Annotated in this window: 15 protein-coding genes; 7 read left to right on the forward strand and 8 right to left on the reverse strand. The window is 65.2% G+C overall.

All coding sequences use genetic code 11. From position 1 onward, the window contains the following. Window positions 1–13 precede the first annotated feature (13 nt). Window positions 14–868 (forward strand): fumarylacetoacetate hydrolase family protein, encoded by an 855-nt coding sequence (locus tag KTR40_RS16155; RefSeq protein ID WP_228404381.1) that lies wholly within the window; start codon window positions 14–16, stop codon window positions 866–868. A 109-nt stretch (window positions 869–977) separates the two neighbouring features. Here the strand turns inward: KTR40_RS16155 and KTR40_RS16160 are convergent, their stop codons facing one another. Together KTR40_RS16160 and KTR40_RS16165 are read right to left on the reverse strand one after the other, a co-directional pair. After that, window positions 978–2,351, reverse strand: coding sequence for a S8 family serine peptidase (locus KTR40_RS16160; RefSeq protein WP_255708200.1), 1,374 nt, complete (start codon window positions 2,349–2,351; stop codon window positions 978–980). 841 nt (window positions 2,352–3,192) lie between these two features. Further along, complete coding sequence (locus tag KTR40_RS16165; protein WP_228404383.1) at window positions 3,193–4,473, reverse strand: MFS transporter; 1,281 nt, start codon at window positions 4,471–4,473, stop codon at window positions 3,193–3,195. A gap of 279 nt (window positions 4,474–4,752) precedes the next feature. Between KTR40_RS16165 and KTR40_RS16170 the strand changes: the two genes are divergently transcribed. The 5 genes from KTR40_RS16170 (at window position 4,753) to KTR40_RS16190 (ending at window position 10,073) form a co-directional block, all read left to right on the forward strand. After that, on the forward strand, window positions 4,753–5,478 hold the full coding sequence (locus KTR40_RS16170) for a GntR family transcriptional regulator (protein ID WP_228404384.1): 726 nt from the start codon (window positions 4,753–4,755) through the stop codon (window positions 5,476–5,478). 157 nt (window positions 5,479–5,635) lie between these two features. Continuing rightward, complete coding sequence (locus KTR40_RS16175; RefSeq protein WP_228404385.1) at window positions 5,636–6,982, forward strand: L-fuconate dehydratase; 1,347 nt, start codon at window positions 5,636–5,638, stop codon at window positions 6,980–6,982. Beyond that, window positions 6,979–8,460 (forward strand): aldehyde dehydrogenase (NADP(+)), encoded by a 1,482-nt coding sequence (locus KTR40_RS16180; protein ID WP_228404386.1) that lies wholly within the window; start codon window positions 6,979–6,981, stop codon window positions 8,458–8,460. Before KTR40_RS16175 ends, KTR40_RS16180 begins: the two co-directional genes overlap by 4 nt. Continuing rightward, window positions 8,457–9,656, forward strand: coding sequence for a fumarylacetoacetate hydrolase family protein (locus KTR40_RS16185; RefSeq protein ID WP_228404387.1), 1,200 nt, complete (start codon window positions 8,457–8,459; stop codon window positions 9,654–9,656). The genes KTR40_RS16180 and KTR40_RS16185 overlap by 4 nt, the downstream gene beginning before the upstream one ends. Window positions 9,657–9,788: 132 nt before the next feature. Continuing rightward, on the forward strand, window positions 9,789–10,073 hold the full coding sequence (locus KTR40_RS16190) for a DUF427 domain-containing protein (RefSeq protein WP_139030477.1): 285 nt from the start codon (window positions 9,789–9,791) through the stop codon (window positions 10,071–10,073). Window positions 10,074–10,181: 108 nt separating this feature from the next. Here the strand turns inward: KTR40_RS16190 and KTR40_RS16195 are convergent, their stop codons facing one another. The 5 genes from KTR40_RS16195 to KTR40_RS16215 form a co-directional block, all read right to left on the reverse strand. After that, the gene (locus tag KTR40_RS16195) at window positions 10,182–11,720 is read right to left on the reverse strand and encodes an alpha-N-arabinofuranosidase (protein ID WP_228404388.1); all 1,539 of its coding nucleotides are present in this window, start codon (window positions 11,718–11,720) and stop codon (window positions 10,182–10,184) included. A 65-nt stretch (window positions 11,721–11,785) separates the two neighbouring features. Next, window positions 11,786–12,682, reverse strand: a complete 897-nt coding sequence (locus KTR40_RS16200; protein ID WP_139030479.1) for a carbohydrate ABC transporter permease — start codon at window positions 12,680–12,682, stop codon at window positions 11,786–11,788. 2 nt (window positions 12,683–12,684) lie between these two features. Next, complete coding sequence (locus KTR40_RS16205) at window positions 12,685–13,587, reverse strand: carbohydrate ABC transporter permease (protein WP_139030480.1); 903 nt, start codon at window positions 13,585–13,587, stop codon at window positions 12,685–12,687. Between the two features lie 27 nt (window positions 13,588–13,614). Then, on the reverse strand, window positions 13,615–14,949 hold the full coding sequence (locus tag KTR40_RS16210) for an extracellular solute-binding protein (RefSeq protein WP_228404389.1): 1,335 nt from the start codon (window positions 14,947–14,949) through the stop codon (window positions 13,615–13,617). A gap of 182 nt (window positions 14,950–15,131) precedes the next feature. Continuing rightward, the gene (locus KTR40_RS16215) at window positions 15,132–16,133 is read right to left on the reverse strand and encodes a LacI family DNA-binding transcriptional regulator (protein WP_139030482.1); all 1,002 of its coding nucleotides are present in this window, start codon (window positions 16,131–16,133) and stop codon (window positions 15,132–15,134) included. Between the two features lie 219 nt (window positions 16,134–16,352). Here KTR40_RS16215 and KTR40_RS16220 point away from each other — a divergent pair, with 219 nt between their 5' ends. Next, window positions 16,353–17,699 carry an MBL fold metallo-hydrolase gene (locus tag KTR40_RS16220; RefSeq protein WP_228404390.1) on the forward strand — a complete coding sequence of 449 codons (1,347 nt, stop codon included), beginning with the start codon at window positions 16,353–16,355 and terminating at the stop codon, window positions 17,697–17,699. A gap of 29 nt (window positions 17,700–17,728) precedes the next feature. Here KTR40_RS16220 and KTR40_RS16225 read toward each other — a convergent pair whose 3' ends face one another. Beyond that, the gene (locus KTR40_RS16225; RefSeq protein ID WP_228404391.1) at window positions 17,729–18,475 is read right to left on the reverse strand and encodes a GPP34 family phosphoprotein; all 747 of its coding nucleotides are present in this window, start codon (window positions 18,473–18,475) and stop codon (window positions 17,729–17,731) included. Window positions 18,476–18,508 lie beyond the last annotated feature (33 nt).

Here is an 18,508-nt window from a genome sequence, read left to right on the forward strand (position 1 = left end):
AGGAACACATTCAATGGAACTCATGCGCCTCGGCGAACCCGGCCAGGAAATCCCGGTAGCCGTCCAGGACGGGAAGTACTTCGACCTGCGCTCTATCACCGTGGACATCGACGGTGATTTCCTGGGCGGCGGCGGCATCGCCAAAGCCCGGGCCGCCGTCGAATCCGGCCTCCCCGAACTTGAGGACGCCGCATCACTGCGCATCGGAGCGCCGGTTGCCAAGCCCGGTGCTGTGCTGTGCATCGGGCAGAACTACGCGGCCCACGCAGCGGAATCGGGGGATGCACCGCCGTCGGTACCCATCTTGTTCTTCAAGCACCCCAACACTGTGGTTGGCCCCTTTGACCATGTGGTCATCCCTCCGGGTGCGGAGAAGGTGGACTGGGAGGTTGAACTTGCTGTCGTGATCGGCAAGCGCGCCTCGTACCTTTCCTCCCCGGAGGAGGCGCTGGACTACGTTGCCGGCTACACCGTCAGCAACGACGTCTCCGAACGCGCCTACCAGGTGGAGCACTCCGGAGGCCAGTGGTCCAAGGGCAAATGTTGCGCCACCTTCAACCCCCTGGGCCCGGCATTGGTTCCGGCCGAGGAAGTGGGCGATCCGCAAAAGCTGCGCCTGCGGTCATCCGTGAACGGTGAGCCCAGGCAGGACTCCACCACGGCAGACATGATCTTCTCCGTGGCGCACATCGTCTGGCACCTGTCCCAGTACCTTGTCCTGGATCCGGGCGACGTCATCAACACCGGAACGCCGCAGGGGGTGGCGCTGTCCGGCAAATTCCCCTATCTCCGCGAAGGGGACACGATGGAAATCGCCATCGAAAAGCTGGGCCGGCAGGAGCAGAAGCTGGTCAGCTTCGAGCGCTAACGCCGGGGGCGCAAGACAAAGCGGACGACGGCGGGACCCCCCGCCGTCGTCCGCTTTGCTTTAAGGCGGCCAGCGATTCTCCTGGCTGGTTTTCCTGCCAAGCCGCTGCCTAGATGCCCTCATCGGGCGAACCAGCTGTGCGTTGACGAAGGCGAGGTTGCACTGCCAGCCGCCTTGAATGGCTCAATCTCCTGGTTGCATATGCAAAAGCCGAGCCAGCGAGAAGTAATCCGGCCGCGGTTGCCCACACAAGGTTGTTCGCCCCAGTGGCAGTTGTACCCGCGGGCGCGGCTTCTGTTGTGCCGCCGACGGGGACGGCGGAAGCACCCAGCGGCGACGGAGCAGAGAGTGCAACTGCTGCTGGCAACGATGCTTCTGAAGGTGCAGTTTCGGCGCCGTTGGCGACGTCATCCGCCGCAGCCGCAGGTGGAGTCGTTTCAGGTTCACCCACCGGCACTTCCGCTTTGCGGGCGTCGGCTGAGTACGGGGCGGAAGCGGAGCCTGCCTGAAGCGCCCGGGCAGGGGCCGGCGCATCATCAGCACCTGGAGTGAAAGTGGAGGCAGAAACAGGAGCTTCAATGGCGGTTAGGACCGGGGCAGGTGGTTCACTGGCGCTTACCGTCGCTTCAGCGGGAGCTGGAACAGAAGCTGCAGTCCCTTGCAGCCCACAATGTGTGCCTACTCCCGCCCATGCATCACCAAGCTGCAAATTCGCGCAGGAGGGAAGAGGCGGAGTGGGCGGGGGTACAAACAGCAACCTGTTAGGAGTTGCACCTTTGTTGGCGCTGACTGCACCGATCGTGGCGTTATTGATCATTGTCTGCTGAACTTCGGCCGGAGACAGCGAACGATCACGGGAAAGCAGGATCGCAGCCGCACCAGAAACGTGAGGAGTAGCCATGGAGGTGCCATCCAAATTGTTGCTAGCGGTAGGAGAGCTATTCCACGCAGACCTGACGGCTACACCGGGGGCGTGAATATCAACGCAGGAACCGTAGTTGGACCATGATGCCTGGGCATCATTGATGTTTGTTGCTGCGACGGTAATGGCAGATGGAACTTTGGCGGGGGAGGTAAGGCAGGCATCCTGACCGGAGTTTCCTGCTGCCGCTATTACTGTTATCCCGTCGTTTATGGCGCTTTGAACCGCCGTATCAAAGGAGGCATTGGTAAAACCGCCGACGCTTAGGTTCATCACCGCTGGTTGGCCGGCATTATGGTGCGATATCGCCCAGTCAATACCCGCCATGACTGTGGACGACCAGCCGCTCCCGTCACACTCAAGGGTTCGGACGGGAATGATGTTCGCTTTCTTGGCAACGCCGTACGTTGTTCCCGCGGCGGTGCCGGCGACGTGGGTTCCGTGGCCGTTACAGTCATTAACTCCATGGCTGTCATTGATTGCGTTCCAGCTCGCAGGGACCCTGCCGGAAAACTCTGAATGGGACATGAGCAGTCCGGTATCAACGACGTAGACGTTCACGCCGGCCCCTTCAGCATCGAAGCCGTACTGCCCGTCTCTTCCGGACCGCTGATCCACCCGGTCAAGCCCCCCAGACGGATGTGGAACTGGCTATCGAAGCACGGCTGTCGAGTTCCACGGACGCTACGTCTGCCGATTCTTTTAGCGACTCCATTTCCTTAGGTGTCGCCACAACTACTGAAGCCTTCATTGCGTGGGAAAGCGTCGCTTTTACTTCTATCCCGTTTTGTTCCAGGGACCTGGACTCCACTTCCGCGTTCACGTTATTGCCGTACTTAACGATGTATCGGCTCTGCCCTTCCGGCAGGGAAGGCGAGTAAGAGGGAGCCGCGGGGGAAAGACTAAGGCCAGCATGAGCCACAGCGGGGCTCAGGAAGAGAGCCATTGATCCAGCAAAAACGGAGCTAACAGCAAAAAGGGCATGGGGCAAAAGCTTCTTCATGCAGTGGCTTTCCGTTCAGAGCTCTTCGCGTGACGGTCGCATAAGGACGGGAACGAAGAGCAGGGCTGGTCGACAATTTCCCTGCCGCGTTACCGGCCGGGCGTAGCAGACGGTCCGGGGCTTCTGGAGCCTGCCAGGTGAAGGGAAGCTGCGCACCGACCCGGGCTTACTGCTTATTGGTAAGGCAACTGTAAGCACGGGTTTGGATGCGAAAACGGGATTTGGTCCGTGACGCGGATTCCTAGGGAAATCCTGCGCATTTTTTGCGATAAGCCTTGCCTGGCGCTGGTTCCGGCCTCATCCGGATCCGCGCCGGCCGGAGGGTTAGTGGAGCGCAGAACACAGCGAACGACGGCGGGACCTCCCGCCGTCGTTCGCTTTAGTTTTGTGCGCCTCCCGCTAGACCTTTGCGGGTTCTGCCACCTTCAGGGGTTCGATCTTGCCCATCACGAAGAGGTAGTTGGCGGCGCCGATCAGGGCCACCGCACCGATGACGGCGAGCGGTGCCACGAAGGAGCCGGTCTGGTCCACAAGGACGCCGATCAGGATCGGGGTAAAGATGCCCGCCAGGTTGGAGGCGAAGTTCTGCAGGCCGCCGATGGAGCCCACGTGGCGTGAGCTCGGGGCGACGTCGGCCGGCAGTGACCAGATGCCTGTTGCCGCGACGGTGAGGCTGGAGTATGCCACCGACAGCAGGGCCAGCGCCATCCAGGCCTCGGGTACCAGGGCCGCGAACATGATGACTGAGCCGCCGGCCAGGCCGCCGGCGATGGCGGTCTTGCGGACGCGGGTGATCGACACGCCCCGCTGGACGGCGCGGTCTGCAACGTAGCCGGCCAGCCAGCCGAACAGCACGGCGCAGATTCCGGGGATGGCGCCGAAGAAGCCGAGCTTGAGCAGGTCGAAGCCGCGCTCCTTGACCAGGTAGCTCGGGAAGAACGTGATGAAGAAGTAGATGGCGCTGTTGAGGCAGAAGAAGCCGAACATCATGCTCAGGACTGTCCGGTACTTGAACAGCGACCGCCACGGAAGCTTTGCGGCACCCTCGTCATCGCTGGCTGCGCTGCGGGCGCCGCCTTCCTGGATATAGGCAACCTCGGCAGCATCCGCCGTCGGGTGCTCCTCCGGGCTGCGGTAGACCTTCCACCAGACGGCCGCCCAGATGATGCCGGCAATGCCGATAATGATGAACACGGCGTGCCAGGACGTGAAGGCAACAATCAGGGTCACGATCGGCAGCGCGATCACCGCGCCTACACGGGATCCGGAGTCCCAGATGCTCGTGGCAAACGCACGCTCCCGGACCGGGAACCAGGTGGCCACCACCTTGGCCGCGGTGCTGGGGGCGGGGCTTTCGCCAACACCGAGCAGGAACCGGGCGGCGAAAAGGGACCAGAAATTTGTGGCGGCAGCGGTAACCATGGTGAAGACGGACCACCAGACGGCCGCGAGCGAGAACGACCTGCGCGGGCCCACCTTGTCCACGTACCAGCCGGCGGCCAGCTGGCAGAAGTCGTAGGCCCAGAAGAAGGCCGCGAAGATCAGGCCCTGCTGGGTTGCCGAGAGCTCGAAGTCCTTGCCCATGAACGGCAGCGCAACACTGAGGCTGGAGCGGTCGAGGTAGTTGATGCTGAGGCCGATGAAGGCGAGCCAGATGATCATCCAGCGTTTGCGGGTCATGGTTCGGGGAGCCTTGGGGGAAGTTTTGGGGGCAAGCCTACTGCCTAGAGCAGTCATACGGTCTCCTTTGACGTAAACAGGGGCTTCGGGCGCAGCGGCCAAGGAAGGGCCGGGCGCATTTTCGGGGGAAACGATCATATAGGAATGTTGTTGATCATATATGGAAAGTGATCCAGGACAAGTCCCCGCCCGGCAAAAACTTCGCCACGGTCCCCAAACCGGCCAGTGGCTTATGATTCCCACAGCGACTCCGGCAACACACTGCGAAGAGGTAAATGCGTGCCACCACGTCAACCGTCCGAGACTTCCCGCATCAAGGCAGCCGTCACCGACGTCTATTCCGCGATGCGGGCGTCCATCCTGAACGGCGAAATCGAGCCGGGCACCCGGATCAACATCGACGCCGTTTCCCGCGCCATGGGCGTATCCCAAACCCCGGTGCGGGAGGTGCTCCAGCGGCTGGAGGGCGACAACCTGGTGGTGTACACGCCTGGCCGCGGCTACAGCACCACTCCCCTGCTGGGCCTGGACGAGCTGCGTTCCCTATTTGAATTCCGGCTGCTGGTGGAGCCGTGGGCCGCCCGGGCGGCAGCAGTGGACCGGCTCGCCAACCCTGCCCGCGCCCTGGAAAGGGAACTGGCCACCTTCCAGGGCCTTATCCAGGCCGGCGGCGACCTGAGGCAGGACCTCGTTGCCCATGACACCCGCTTCCACGACACCATCCTTGCGGCGGCCGGTAACCCGGTGGTCCGGCACGCTTTCGCCCAGACGCACTGCCACCTGCACACCTTCCGCCTCTACCCCGCGGACGTGGACGGCGCCAGCACCATGGCCGAGCACTCGGCCGTCCGGGAGGCCATCCAGGCCTGCCGTCCGGAGGAAGCCGAAGCGGCCATGGCGGAACACATCAGGAATTCCTTTACCCGCTTTGCGCAGGCGTTCGAGGGAAAGGTGGACCTGGAGCCCCTCGAGGAGGGCGGGCCGCCCAGGACCCGCATCGTCTGACCGCAGGCGAGCCAGCAGAAGGAAGCCCGGCAACGCGCCGGGCTTCCTTTTTCGTTGGACCGGCCACAAGACTTGATCTGGGTCACGGACCATATATGATTACGGAAGTTCATATAGGAAAGCCCAGAAATCCTCCCAGTGCAGAGAGAAGACCAGCATGCCTTCCATTTCTTCCATCCGTACCCAGGACGTCCGTTTCCCGACGTCCCTGGAACTCGATGGCTCCGACGCGGTCAACGTTGACCCCGACTACTCCGCCGCCTACGTGGTCATCCGCACGGACGCGGGCGACGAAGGCCATGGGTTTGTGTTCAGCTGCGGCCGCGGCAACGAAGTCATCACCCACGCCATCGATTCCTATGCCGCCCTCCTGCTGGGCCGGGACATCGACGAGCTCATCTACGACCTGGGCAATGCTTCCAAGCGGCTGATCCACGATTCCCAGCTACGGTGGCTCGGCCCGGAGAAGGGCGTCACCCAGATGGCGGCCGGTGCCTTGGTCAGCGCCCTCTGGGACATCCGGGCCCGGCGCGAAAACAAGCCGCTGTGGCTCCTGCTCAGCGAAATGCCCGCCGAGGAGATCGTCGACGTCGTCGATTTCACCCACATCCGCGACGCCCTCAACCCCCAGCAGGCACTGGATATCCTGCGCGCCGGGGAGGACGGCAAGGCGGCGCGGATCGCCGCACTCAAAGCGGACGGCTATCCCGCCTACACCACCTCCCCCGGCTGGCTGGGCTACAGCGACGAGAAGCTGGTCCGGCTCAGCAAGCAGGCGGTGGCCGACGGCTTCTCCATGATCAAGCTCAAGGTGGGCGGCGACCTGAACGATGACCGCCGCCGCATGTCCCTGGCCCGGCAGGCCGTGGGTGACCTCCCCATCGCCATCGACGCCAACCAGCGGTGGGAGGTCTCCGAAGCGATCGAATGGGTGAACCACCTGGCCGAGTTCAACCCGTACTGGATTGAAGAGCCAACCAGCACTGACGACATCCTGGGCCACGCCGAGATCCGCAGGGGCGTCGCACCGGTCCGCGTGGCCACCGGTGAGGCCGTCGCCAGCCGCATCGTGTTCAAGCAGCTCCTGCAGGCCGGCGCCATCGACGTCCTCCAGCTGGACTCCACCCGCGTGGGCGGCGTCAACGAGAACATCGCCAACCTGCTGCTCGCCGCGAAGTTCGGCGTCCCGGTGTGCCCGCACGCGGGCGGCGTGGGGCTCTGCGAGCTGGTCCAGCATTTCTCCTTCTTCGACTACGCGGCCATTACCGGCAGCCAGGACGGCCGCATGATCGAGTATGTGGACCACCTGCACGAGCACTTCGCCGAGCCGGTCCGCATTATCAACGGCCGCTACGCCGCCCCGCAGCTGCCCGGCACCGGCGCAGAAATGCTCAGCGCCTCGCGGGCACGGTGGGAGTTCCCGGGCGGCGCCGGCTGGGCGGAAGTGGGCAACCGCGCCGCCGTCACCGGCGCCCAGCTCGCCCAGGCGGGAGGCGCCCGATGACCACCAGCGTGGCTGAGCTGGACGCCGCCGTCGAAGCCGCCCACGCCGCCTTCGAAAAGGCCCGGACGGCGGACCCATTCACCCGCGCGTCCTGGCTGGAGGCTGTTGCAGCAGCCCTGGACAATGACGCCGATGCGCTCGTGGCCGTCGCGCAGCAGGAAACACACCTGGCCGAGGCGCGGCTCCGCGGCGAACTGAAGCGCAGCACCTTCCAGCTCCGGCTGTTCGCGGACGAAATCCGGCGCGGCGAGCACTTCGACGCCACCATCGACCACGCGGACCCGAAATGGGGGATGGGGCCGCGGCCGGACCTGCGCCGCTACAACGTGCCGCTGGGTGTGGTGGGCGTCTTCGGCGCCTCCAACTTCCCCTTTGCCTTCGGCGTGATGGGCGGCGACAGCGCCTCGGCTCTGGCCGCCGGCTGCGCGGTGGTGCACAAGGCGCACGACGGCCACGTCCAACTGGCCTCGCGCACCGCGGAAATTGTGGTGGCCGCTCTCCAAGCTGCCGGGGCGCCGTCGGGACTCTTCTCCCTGGTGACCGGACGGTCCGCCGCGGAGGCCCTCGTTGACCACCCCCTGACCAAGGCCATCGGTTTCACCGGCTCGACGGCGGGCGGCCGCGCCCTGTTCAACCGCGCCGCCGCACGGCCCGAGCCCATTCCCTTCTTCGGCGAGCTCGGCGGAATCAATGCCGTCTTCGTCACCGAAAACGCATGGGCCGCCCGCCGCGATGAGATCGTGGCAGGGTACGCGGGTTCCTTCACCCTGGGCATGGGCCAGTTCTGCACCAAACCGGGACTGCTGTTCGTTCCCCGCGGGCACACCGACGCCGTCCGCGCGGCCCTGAACGAGGCACTGAAGGGTTTCGCTGCCGCACCGCTGCTCAGCGAGCGGCTGCACCAGGGGTACGCGGGCGCCGTCGAAGGTTTGCGCGGTACGCAGGGCGTGGAGGTGCTGGTGGAGGGAGACTTTGCCGAGGCGCCGTCCCCCACGGTGCTGCGCACCTCGGCGTCCGCGGTCCGCAAGGACCCGTCTATCCTGCGCCAGGAGATGTTCGGGCCGGCGAGCCTCATTGTGGAGTACGGGGACGAGTCGGAGCTCCCGGCATTGGCCGGGCTCCTTGAGGGACAGCTCACCACCACGCTGCAGGCGGAAGCGGACGACGACGTCTCCGACCTTGCCGCCCGGCTCACCGACATCAGCGGCCGGGTGCTGTGGAACGGCTGGCCCACGGGCGTTACCGTCAGCTACGCGCAGCACCACGGCGGCCCGTACCCGGCGACGTCGTCGAACACCACGTCTGTGGGGACGGCAGCCATACGGCGTTTCCTGCGCCCGGTCGCCTACCAGTCCTTCCCTGCGGAGCGGCTGCCGGAGCCGGTGCAGGATGCCAACCCCTGGCGGGTGCCGCAGCGCGTGGACGGAGAGTGGCACCGGCCGGAAGGTGCGCCGGCGACGGCGGGTGGCGGCCAGTGAACGCGCCCAGCGACATCAGCCCGGTGTCGGTCCTTCCGGAGGATGCTGCCGGGGCGCTCCTGATCGGCAGGATCTGGGACGTCGACTCCTTCGGTCCGCGCGTCGTCGCAGTCCAGGGCGGGGACGTCTATGACCTCCAGCCCCTGGCCGGGACAGTCTCAGAACTCCTTGAACGCCCGGACCTCGTAACTGCTATCCGAGCCGCCATGACCGCGCCCCGGTGGGCAACGTCGGAGATCATCGAAGCCTCGCTGGCCCGCGACACCACCCGCCCGCATCTTCTGGCCCCCGTGGACCTCCAGGTCATCAAGGCCTGCGGCGTGACGTTTGTGGACAGCATGATCGAGCGGGTGATCGAGGAGCGCTGCGCCGGCGACGCCAGCCGCGCCGAGCAGACCCGTGAGCTGGTGGCGAAGGCACTGGGCGGCAGCATCGCAGCCATCCGACCGGGCTCCGCCGAAGCCGCAGAGGCCAAGAAGGTGCTGATCCAGGAAGGGCTGTGGTCGCAGTATTTGGAGGTGGGCATCGGACCGGACCCCGAGGTGTTCACCAAAGCCCCCGTGCTGTCCTCGGTGGGACTTGGCGCCCAGGTGGGGATCCCGTCGTTTTCCTCCTGGAACAACCCCGAGCCGGAGCTGGTGCTCATCGCCACCTCGGAGGGTACCGTTGTGGGCGCAACACTGGGCAACGACGTCAACCTGCGCGATGTCGAGGGCCGGAGCGCCCTGCTGCTGGGCAAAGCGAAGGACAACAACGCCTCCAGCGCCCTGGGCCCCTTCATCCGCTTGTTCGACGCCCACTTCACCCTGGATACCCTCCGCGACGAGGAAATCCTGCTGCGGGTCGATGGCGCGGACGGCTACAGCCTTGAGGGGCGGAACTCGGTGGCACGGATCAGCCGGCCCTTCGAGGAACTGGTCGCCGCAACGCGCGGACGCCACCACCAGTACCCGGACGGCTTCGCCCTGTTCACCGGCACCCTCTTCGCCCCCACGCAGGACCGCGACGAGCCGGGGCAGGGCTTCACGCACAAAATGGGCGATACCGTCACCATCCGCAGCCGGCACCTCGGCGCACTCATCAACCAGGTGGGCCGCGCCGAGGAATTGCCGGAATGGTCCTATGGGCTGCGCCAGCTGTTCGAGTACCTGCACCACCAGCGGGCACTCCAGGAGTCCGCTGCCCAGGTGCGGTAGGCGGACAAAAGCGGACGGCGGCGGGAGGTTCCCGCCGCCGTCCGCTTTTGTTGTGGGGAACAAGCCCGGCGTTGGTGCCGTTGAGATACCTACGAGCATGCCGCCTGCCGGCACCCAACAGAACGGAACCACATGGTCAGGGCTATCTGGAACGGAAAAGTCATCGCCGAATCCGCGGACACCGTGGTGGTGGAGGGCAACCACTACTTCCCCCGCGACGCCGTCAACGCCGGCTACCTCAGGGACAGCGACCTGTACTCCTTCTGCCCGTGGAAGGGCAAAGCCAGCTACCACACGCTGGAAGTGGACGGGAAGCTGAACGTGGACGCGGCCTGGTTCTACCCGGAGCCGAAGCCGCGCGCCAAGCAGATCGAGGACCGCATCGCCTTCTGGCGCGGCGTGACCATCGAGAGCTAGCGGGCTCACCCAAAGCGGGACCTCCTTAAAGCAAGCGGACGACGGCGGGACCTCCCGCCGTCGTCCGCTTGTGTGTGGCTCCGCTCCCCCCAGTCGACGGCGGAAGCGTCAGTTCTTAGCCACGTCCAGCTCGATCACGGCCCAGGACAGCGCCGGGAGCGTTGCCCGGAGCTCGGAGCCGCTCGCCTTCGCCCCTTCCAGCGGTTTGAGCCCCACCTGGTCCGGACGGTCCTGGCTGTTGGCGGTGAAGCGGTCCCCGCCCTCAGGGATCTCCAGGACCTCCGCGCGGACCACCTGACGCGCATCAAACCCGCGCAGTGAGACGTCGATGTCCGCAGCTTGGTCAAGGCCGCGGTTTGCCAGGAAGAGCGCCACGCGGCCCGTTTCCTCGTTCCACGTGGCACTGACATCCACGAGGTCGGTGCTGCCGAAGCGGGCATTGTCGTACTTGTCCGAGTCAATGGACAGGCGCAGGATCTGGCCCTTCGCCAGCTCAGCCATGCGGGCGAACGGGTGGAAGATGGTCTGCCGCCACGCCGGGCCGTTCTCCTCGCTGAAGATGGGGGCGATGACGTTGACCAGCTGCGCCTGGTTGGCGATCTTTACGCGGTCGCCGTGGCGGAGCAGCGAGTTCAACAGGGTTCCCACCACCACGGCATCGGTGACGTTGTACTTGTCCTCGATGAGCCGTGGGTGCTCGCGCCAGCCTGCCTTGGTGACGTTGCGCAGCTGGTCCTCGGTGTCCCGGCCGCGCTGGTACCAGACGTTCCACTCGTCGAAGGACAGGTTGATGTGCTTCTTGTGCTTCCCCTTCGCCCGGACGGCGTCGGCGGTGGCGATGACCGATTCGATGAAGTAGTCGGTGTCCACGGCGCTGGCCAGGAAGCTGCTGGCATCGCCGTCGTGCTCCTGGTAGTAGGCGTGGAGGGAGACGTAGTCCACCTCGTCGTAGGCGTGCGTCAGGACAGTCTGCTCCCAGGCACCAAAGGTGGGCATGCCCGAGTTGGAGCTTCCGCAGGCCACCAGCTCGATGTCCGGGTCCACGAAGCGCATGGCCTTGGCGGCTTCCTGCGCCAGGCGGCCGTACTCCTCGGCGGTCTTGTGGCCGATCTGCCACGGCCCGTCCATCTCGTTGCCCAGGCACCAGAGCTTGATGTTGAACGGGTCCTTGTGGCCGTTCTTGGCGCGGAGATCGGACCAGTAGCTGCCGCCCGGGTGGTTGGCGTATTCCACGATCTCGCGGGCGGCGTCCACTCCCCTGGTGCCCAGGTTGATGGCTTCCATGATTTCCGTCCCGGCACTGCGGGACCAGTCAACGAACTCGTGCAGGCCAAACGCGTTGGTCTCCACGGTGTGCCAGGCACCGTCCAGCCGGCGGGGCCGGTCCTCCCGCGGGCCGATGCCGTCCTCCCAGTTGTACCCGGAGACAAAGTTGCCGCCGGGATACCGGATGACGGTGGCGCCGAGTTCCTTGACGAGCTTGAGGACGTCGCGGCGGAAGCCGTTTTCGTCCGCTTCGGGGTGGCCGGGCTCGTAGATGCCGGTGTAGACGCAGCGGCCCATGTGCTCCACGAAGGAGCCAAAGAGGCGGCGGGGAACTTCGCCGATGGTGAAGTCGCGGTCGAGGGTGATCCGTGCACGGGACATGTGCTGCAGCTCCTTGGTGTTGGTTCAGGTCTGTTGCGTAGGTTTGGTAGGCGGAAGGTGCCGGGTCAGGTCCCGGCGAGGCCCGTCGTCGCAACGCCCTTGATGATCTGGCGCTGGAAGAAGAGGAAGACGAGGATGAGCGGGAGCGCCGCGAGCAGGGCGGACGCCATGTTCTGCGCGTACTGGATGCCGTAGGCGCTCTTGATAGTCTGCAGGCCCACCGGCAGGGTGAGGAGTGCGCCGTCGTTGGTGGCAATGAAGGGCCACAGGAAGTTGTTCCAGGCGCCGATGAACACAAAGATGGCGACGGCGGCCAGGATGGGCCGGGACAGCGGCAGGATGATCTGGGTGAAGATCCGCATGCGGCTGGCGCCGTCCATCACCGCGGCTTCTTCAAGTTCGCGGGGAATCTGGTCGAAGAACTTCTTGAGCACAAACACCATGGCCGGGTGGATGACCTGCGGCAGGATGATCGCCCAGGACGTGTCGATCATGTGCAGGGCAAGCATCTGGTAGAAGAGCGGAATGATCAGCACCGGCGGCGGGACGATGATGGAGGCGATAATCACCGTCATCAGCACCTTCTTGCCCTTGAAGTCGATCCGGGACAGGGCGTAGGCCACCAGCGCGGAGATCACCAGGGTGATGGCCGTGATCGCCGCCGAGGTGTAGAGCGAGTTCCACGTCCAGAGCGGGATGTTGCCGTCCTGGAACACCTTCACGAAGGCTTCGGGAGTAAAGCCTGACGGCGGGAACCAGCTGATCTTCGGAGCCGCGGCATCCGTCTCGGTCTTGAAGGCGGTGGCGGTTGCCCAGGCGAAGGGGATCAGCCAGAGGAATGCGATAAGGGCGGCGACCACGACAGCGGCGATCTTCCCGGCGGTCATCTTCTTGCGGGGCTGGCGGAGGTCCTGGCTGGTGCTGATGCCTGACTCGGGACGGTCGAGGGTCTGTATTGCCATGGTTATGCACTCCTGCGGCGGGTGATGACGAACTGCATGACCGAGACGAGCACGATCAGTCCGAAGAAGATGTAGGAGATGGCTGCGGAATAGCCCAGCCGGTAGCCGGTGAACCCGGTTTCAAAGATGTACTGCACCACGGGCCGCGTTGACCCTCCGGGGCCGCCGGCGGTCATCTGGTACACCTGGTCGAAGATCTTGAGGGAGGCGAGGATCTGGAGGAGCACGATCATCACGGTGGTGGGGGTTAGCTGCGGCAGGGTGATGGAGAAGAACTGCCGCCAGGCTCCGGCGCCGTCCAGGGACGCTGCCTCGTAGTGCTGGTGCGGGATGTTCTGCATGGCGGCCAGGTACAGCAGGAAGTTGAACCCCACCGTCCACCAGAGGGTGGCAATGACAATCGCCCACATGGCCACGTTGGGGTCGTTGAGCCACGCCACCTTAGGGATGCCGATTTTGGACAGGGAATCATTGATCAGGCCAAGCTGCGGGTTGTACATCCACGTGAAGAACAGCGAGACCACGGTGGACGCGAGCAGGTACGGCGCAAAATAGGAGAGCCGCCACAGCCACTGGGCCGGCAAACCCACGTTGAGCAGTGCCGCCATCACCAGGGCCACCAGTACCAGCGGGACCGTGCTGATCACCGTGAAGTAGAGGGTGTTGCCGAGTGAGCGCCACATGCCGGCGTCGCCCAGCGCTTCGGCGTAGTTTGCGAAGCCGATCAGGCTGTCATTGGCTCCGGTAAGGGACTTGCCGGTGAGGCTCATGTAGACGCCGTAAAGCAGCGGCCACACAAGGAAGACGAGGAAGAAAACCAGGAAGGGCGCGGCGAACCCCCAGCCGCTGAGGTTGCTCCTGGTGAGGCTCCCGGGGCTGCGCCGGGCCGCTAGTGAAGAACTCATGAAGGACTCCTTTGTCGCTCGGTGCGGTTAGACCGGGTTGGGCCGGGAAAGAAGGTGGTTGGTGCGCTCTTCGAAGGCGCCCCATCCTGCGGCTGCCTTGTCGCGGCCAAGGAGGACGTTCTGGACGTTCTCCGCGAAGTAGGTCTGCCAGTCGGAGCCCGAGCCGCTGAACCAGGACTCGGGATCGTAGGCGATGACGTCGGCCGCGTTGGCATAGTGCGCCTGCGGCGTGAGGTCCTTGTAGGCCTGGGACTGGACCACAGGCTGGTACGCGGGAATGTGGCCCGCTTCCGCCCAGGAGAGTGATCCTTTGAGGACGTCGCTGACGAACTTGTAGACGTCGCGGCGCTTCGTTTCGTCCAGGTTCAGCTGCCGGGGAAGGACAAAGGAGTGCGAGTCCGCGTAGGCGGCCGGTGTGCCGTAGAGCGTGGGAATGGTTGCGGCGTCCACCGGGATGCCTGCTTTTTTCATGGTGGGCAGTTCCCAGACACCGCTGAACAGCATGCCCGAGCCGCCCCGGGCGAATTCCGCGATGCCGGTGCTGATGTCGCCGCTCTTGGCCGCGATGGTGTCATCAAAAAGCGAGGCCATGAATTCCAGCGACCCAATGGCTGCGTCCCGGTCAACCTTCATTGGCTGGCCCGGCGTGAGGGTGATGTCCGCGCCGTGCTGCTTGTAGAGGGTGTAGAAAAGCCGCCACATCTGGGAACCGCTGCCAAGGTAGCCAAAGGACAGTCCGTGGGCTTGGGTGACCTTCTGCATTTCCTTGGCCATGGCCACGAACTCCTGGGGGGAGGCGACTTCCTGCAGTTGCCCGTCGCCCGCCAGGACGCCGGCCTTGCGGGCGATGTCCGTGTTGTAGAACATTACGAACGGGTGTGAATCCAGGGCGATGGAGAATACCTTGCCGTCCTGCTGGCTCTTCTCCCAGATCCGCGGGGCGAAGTTTTCACCCGTCACGCCGTGCTCTGCCAGCAGCGAGAGGTCCCACGGGTCGATCAGGCCGCCCGGGGCGTAGCCCGGCACCCGGCTGGCGTGCATGATCGCAAGCTCCGGCGGACGTCCACCCGCCGAGGCCATGGCCAGTTTGGTGTAGTACGGCGGCCCCCAGGCCAGCACCGTGGGATGCACCTTGAAGTCCGGATTGGCCTGGTTGGCGCCGTTGATCATCGCCTGCATCTTGATGCCGTCGCCACCGGACAGCAAATGCCAGAACCCGATGTCCCGCACGCCGGCAGCCTGGGCATTTCCGCCGCAGCCTGTCAGTGCGCCTGCTGCCAGGACGCTGCCCAGGGCCGCCGTTCCTGTCAGTAACTGCCTCCGGGACACCTGCTTCCCGGGAAAAAATTCAAACTGCTTCACCAATCACTCCTTTGGATGGGTCCGCTGAAAGGTCACTTCTTGCTGCTCAAAATTCCGGTTCCGGCGCGCTCCACTCCCGGTGGATTCTTGGGGGAGGTGACGCAGGTCTCACGTTACATCGATGTAATAGCTGCCGCAAGGACATATTGTTAGCGCCAACAAGCTGGTGGAACGCTCTCGTTTCAGCCGCGGCTGCTGTCCCGCTCCACAATCGTGTAGTCGATGGAAACCACTCGCTGATCCTGCGCCCTGTCCGCCATGCGTTCGGTCAGGAGGCGCAGGGCTTCGCTGGCAATTGCGCGCTTGTCAAAGGAGACGGTGGTCAGGGACGGCACGGCGTAGCGGCCGTCGGCAATGTCGTCGAACCCCGCCACGGCGATGTCGTCGGGTATCCGCAGGCCCCTCTTCCAAAGCACACTCAGGGCGCCGATGGCCATGGAGTCCGTGAAGCAGAACAGCGCCTCGGGAAGCGGATGGGAGTCCAGGTAGGCCGTGAGGGCATCGGCGGCCGTCTGCGGCGTCCATCTTTCGCAGGGGATCAGCAGCGACTCGTCCCGGTCAATGCCCAGGATCCCCAGGGCCTCTTCATAGCCTTGCCTTCTCAGGGTGGCCGCAGCCGATCCCCTGCCCTGGGTGGTCCCCAGAACGGCAATCCGGCGGCGTCCCGTCCTGGCCAGGGCCAGGGTCATGTCCCGCGCGGCCGCTACGCTGTCCACGAACACCCGGTCGGCGAGCTTTTGGGTGACTTCACCGAGCAGGACCACGGGCGGAAGGGCAACGCCCACCTGGACGGCGCTCTCGTCCAGCACCACGGGGTTGAGGATCAGCCCGTCGATCAGGTTGGAGCGGGCGCGCACCATGAGTTCGTGCTCACGCTGGGGATCCAAACCGGTTTCCTCAAGCTGCACGATCCAGCCCTGCTCGTGCGCCACCTCGACGACATTGTGGGCAATTTCTGCCGAGTACGGCGTGCCCAGGTCAGGCAGGGCCAGCGCAATCACGCCGGACCTTCCGTTGCGCAGCCCGCGGGCGGAGAGGTTGGGCACATAGTCCAGTTCGAGGATGGCCTGCTCCACCTTGGCCCGGGTGGCCCCGCTGACCGGAACGATTCCGTTCATGACGTTGGAGACAGTCTTGGGCGAAACACCGGCGCGGCGGGCGACATCCTTGACCGTGGCGCGCAATGTTCCCCTTCCAAACCTTCCGGGCAATCGCCGCCGGCAGCCAGTGGCTGCCGCTGCTGTGGCCCTGCTGACGATGTTACCTCCAGTATGGACGGACGACGGCGGGACCTCCCGCCGTCGTCCGCCTCCTGCCTGAGGGGTGCCGGCGGGGCTACCAGCCGGGGATGCCCGGGGGTAACGTGGCGATCAGGCTGATACCCATTCGAGGAGGAATGCGGCATGGAAGTGGTCACCATCGAAACGCCCCAGCTTGGCGACCGTACCTATCTTGTCCACGACGGCGCGGTGGGCATCGTCATCGATCCCCAGCGGGACATCGACCGGGTGGAAAAGGCCGTGGCGGACGCCGGCGTGAGAATCACGCACGTGGCCGAGACGCACATCCACAACGACTACGTCACGGGCGGGCTGCAACTGGCCAGTGCCCACAGCGCCGCCTACCTGATCAACGCCGCGGACGATGTGCCGTACGCCCGCCAGCCGATCTCGGACGGAGACATGGTGCAGGTGGGAAGGATGACCGTCAAAGCGGTGGCCACGCCGGGGCACACCCACCACCATCTCTCCTACATCGTTACCGACGGCGAGCGCCAGGCCGTGTTCTCCGGAGGGAGCCTGCTCTACGGCTCCGTGGGCCGCACGGACCTGGTCAGCGACGAAGACACCGTGCCGCTCACCCACCACCAATACGCCTCGGTGCGGCGCCTGGCGGACGAGGCGGGCAAGGAGGCAGGGCTCTACCCCACCCATGGCTTTGGCTCCTTCTGTTCCTCGGGCCCGGCCAGCGGGGCGGAGTCCTCCACCATCGGCGAGCAGCTGAAGGAAAACCATGCCCTCACGGACCCTGACGAAGACCACTTCGTCCGCGAGCTGATCCACAACCTTTCGGCCTATCCGTCCTACTACGCCCATATGGCCCCCATCAACCTGGCAGGCCCCACCGCGCCGGACCTTGACCTGCCCAGCTCCCTGGACGGGGACGAGCTGGCGTCCCGGCTGCAGCGGGGAGAGTGGGTGGTGGACCTGAGGAACCGCATTGCCTTTGCCGGCAGCCATCTCAAGGGCAGCGTCAGCTTCGAATACGGCGACGGCACCAAGTTCACCGCCTTCCTGGGCTGGGTCCTGCCCTGGGACGAGCAGCTGACCCTCGTGGGGGAACACCAGGATGTGGAGAACGCCATCCGGGACCTTTCGCGCATCGGCATCGACAACCCGGATGCCGCCGTCGGCAGTGGACCTGGGGAACTGGCGCCCGGGGCGCCCACTTCCTCCTACCGCAGCGTTGGCTGGCAGGAGGTGTTGCAGAGACCCGCAGACGAGTGCATCCTGGACGTCCGCCGCACCGACGAGTTTGAAAAGTCCCACATCCGCGAGGCGGTGAACATCCCTGTCCATGAGCTGCTGCGCCGCATGGACGAGGTGCCCGCCGGACGGCTGTGGGTGCACTGCGGTTCCGGGTACCGTTCTGCGGTGGCGGCGAGCCTGCTGCAGCGCGCGGGCCACGACGTGGTGCACGTCGATGCCAACTTCCGCGACGCAAAGAAGGCCGGGCTCAACCTCGGATGAACCGGCACCCGCGCCGGCACCCCGCCGCGTCAGAGGTTTGCAGCTTCCTCCTCCGCGAGCCTGATCATGCGGAGTTCGTCCTCAACAGCCCGGGAGGGCCAGTAGTCCTTCGCCAGCTCGCTGGCCCGGACCCGGTCCGCGTCCGGGAAGAGCTTGCCGAGCAGCCCGGCGGCCTGCAGCAGGGCGATCAGGGCTATGGTCCTCGGTTCGGGGGCCTTTGTCCCGGTCTTGCTGAAATTGCCGGCAGGAGCTCCGGAGGTGCCGGATCCGGCACCCGGTACGTCGGCAGCACCGGACTCAGGCGGCTCAAGGTTGGACGGCGCACCGCTAAGTGCCGCGTCGAGCTTCTTCAGCAGTGCCGCCTCGGGGGCGTGGTCCTTCTCCGGGTAGCGCACGGGGCGGAACCTGCCCAGGTGCTTTTCGCCGACGTGCTCCACGATGCCCAGGGAGGCCATCCCCTCATAGACGCGCTGCACTTCGGCGCGTCCCTCAAGCACCGAGACCCACCACCGGGGAGTGTGCGGCCGTGATTTGCCGCGGATGAGCTCCAGCTCGTGCTGAAGGTCGGTTTCCGGCGCAGTGCCCGCAGCCCGGACATGCTTGCCCTGCAGCTCGATTGCGCCGAGCAGGTCCAGTTCGGCAAGGACCGCCCCGGCCAGCGTGGTCCGCAGTGCGAACACCGGGACTTCGGGTTTGCCGGTTGTGTCGTTGGTGGCCAACAGCAGGAATGCCTGGGGAAGGTTCAGTTCCACCGCTTGGGATGTTTCAGCGTCCATGGCAACATGGTGCGCCCATCCGGCGGAGACTGC

The sequence above is a fragment of the Pseudarthrobacter sp. L1SW genome, assembly GCF_020809045.1.
Classification (GTDB): Bacteria; Actinomycetota; Actinomycetes; order Actinomycetales; family Micrococcaceae; genus Arthrobacter.

What these genes read in the sequence shown, in the direction of transcription:
- KTR40_RS16155 (WP_228404381.1), top strand. Translation starts at nt 14, where the DNA reads ATGGAACTCATGCGCCTCGGCGAACCCGGCCAGGAAATCCCGGTAGCC.
- KTR40_RS16220 (WP_228404390.1), top strand. Translation starts at nt 16,353, where the DNA reads ATGGAAGTGGTCACCATCGAAACGCCCCAGCTTGGCGACCGTACCTAT.
- KTR40_RS16225 (WP_228404391.1), bottom strand. Translation starts at nt 18,475, where the DNA reads ATGGACGCTGAAACATCCCAAGCGGTGGAACTGAACCTTCCCCAGGCA.
- KTR40_RS16165 (WP_228404383.1), bottom strand. Translation starts at nt 4,473, where the DNA reads ATGACCCGCAAACGCTGGATGATCATCTGGCTCGCCTTCATCGGCCTC.
- KTR40_RS16180 (WP_228404386.1), top strand. Translation starts at nt 6,979, where the DNA reads ATGACCACCAGCGTGGCTGAGCTGGACGCCGCCGTCGAAGCCGCCCAC.
- KTR40_RS16195 (WP_228404388.1), bottom strand. Translation starts at nt 11,720, where the DNA reads ATGTCCCGTGCACGGATCACCCTCGACCGCGACTTCACCATCGGCGAA.
- KTR40_RS16190 (WP_139030477.1), top strand. Translation starts at nt 9,789, where the DNA reads ATGGTCAGGGCTATCTGGAACGGAAAAGTCATCGCCGAATCCGCGGAC.
- KTR40_RS16200 (WP_139030479.1), bottom strand. Translation starts at nt 12,682, where the DNA reads ATGGCAATACAGACCCTCGACCGTCCCGAGTCAGGCATCAGCACCAGC.
- KTR40_RS16205 (WP_139030480.1), bottom strand. Translation starts at nt 13,587, where the DNA reads ATGAGTTCTTCACTAGCGGCCCGGCGCAGCCCCGGGAGCCTCACCAGG.
- KTR40_RS16175 (WP_228404385.1), top strand. Translation starts at nt 5,636, where the DNA reads ATGCCTTCCATTTCTTCCATCCGTACCCAGGACGTCCGTTTCCCGACG.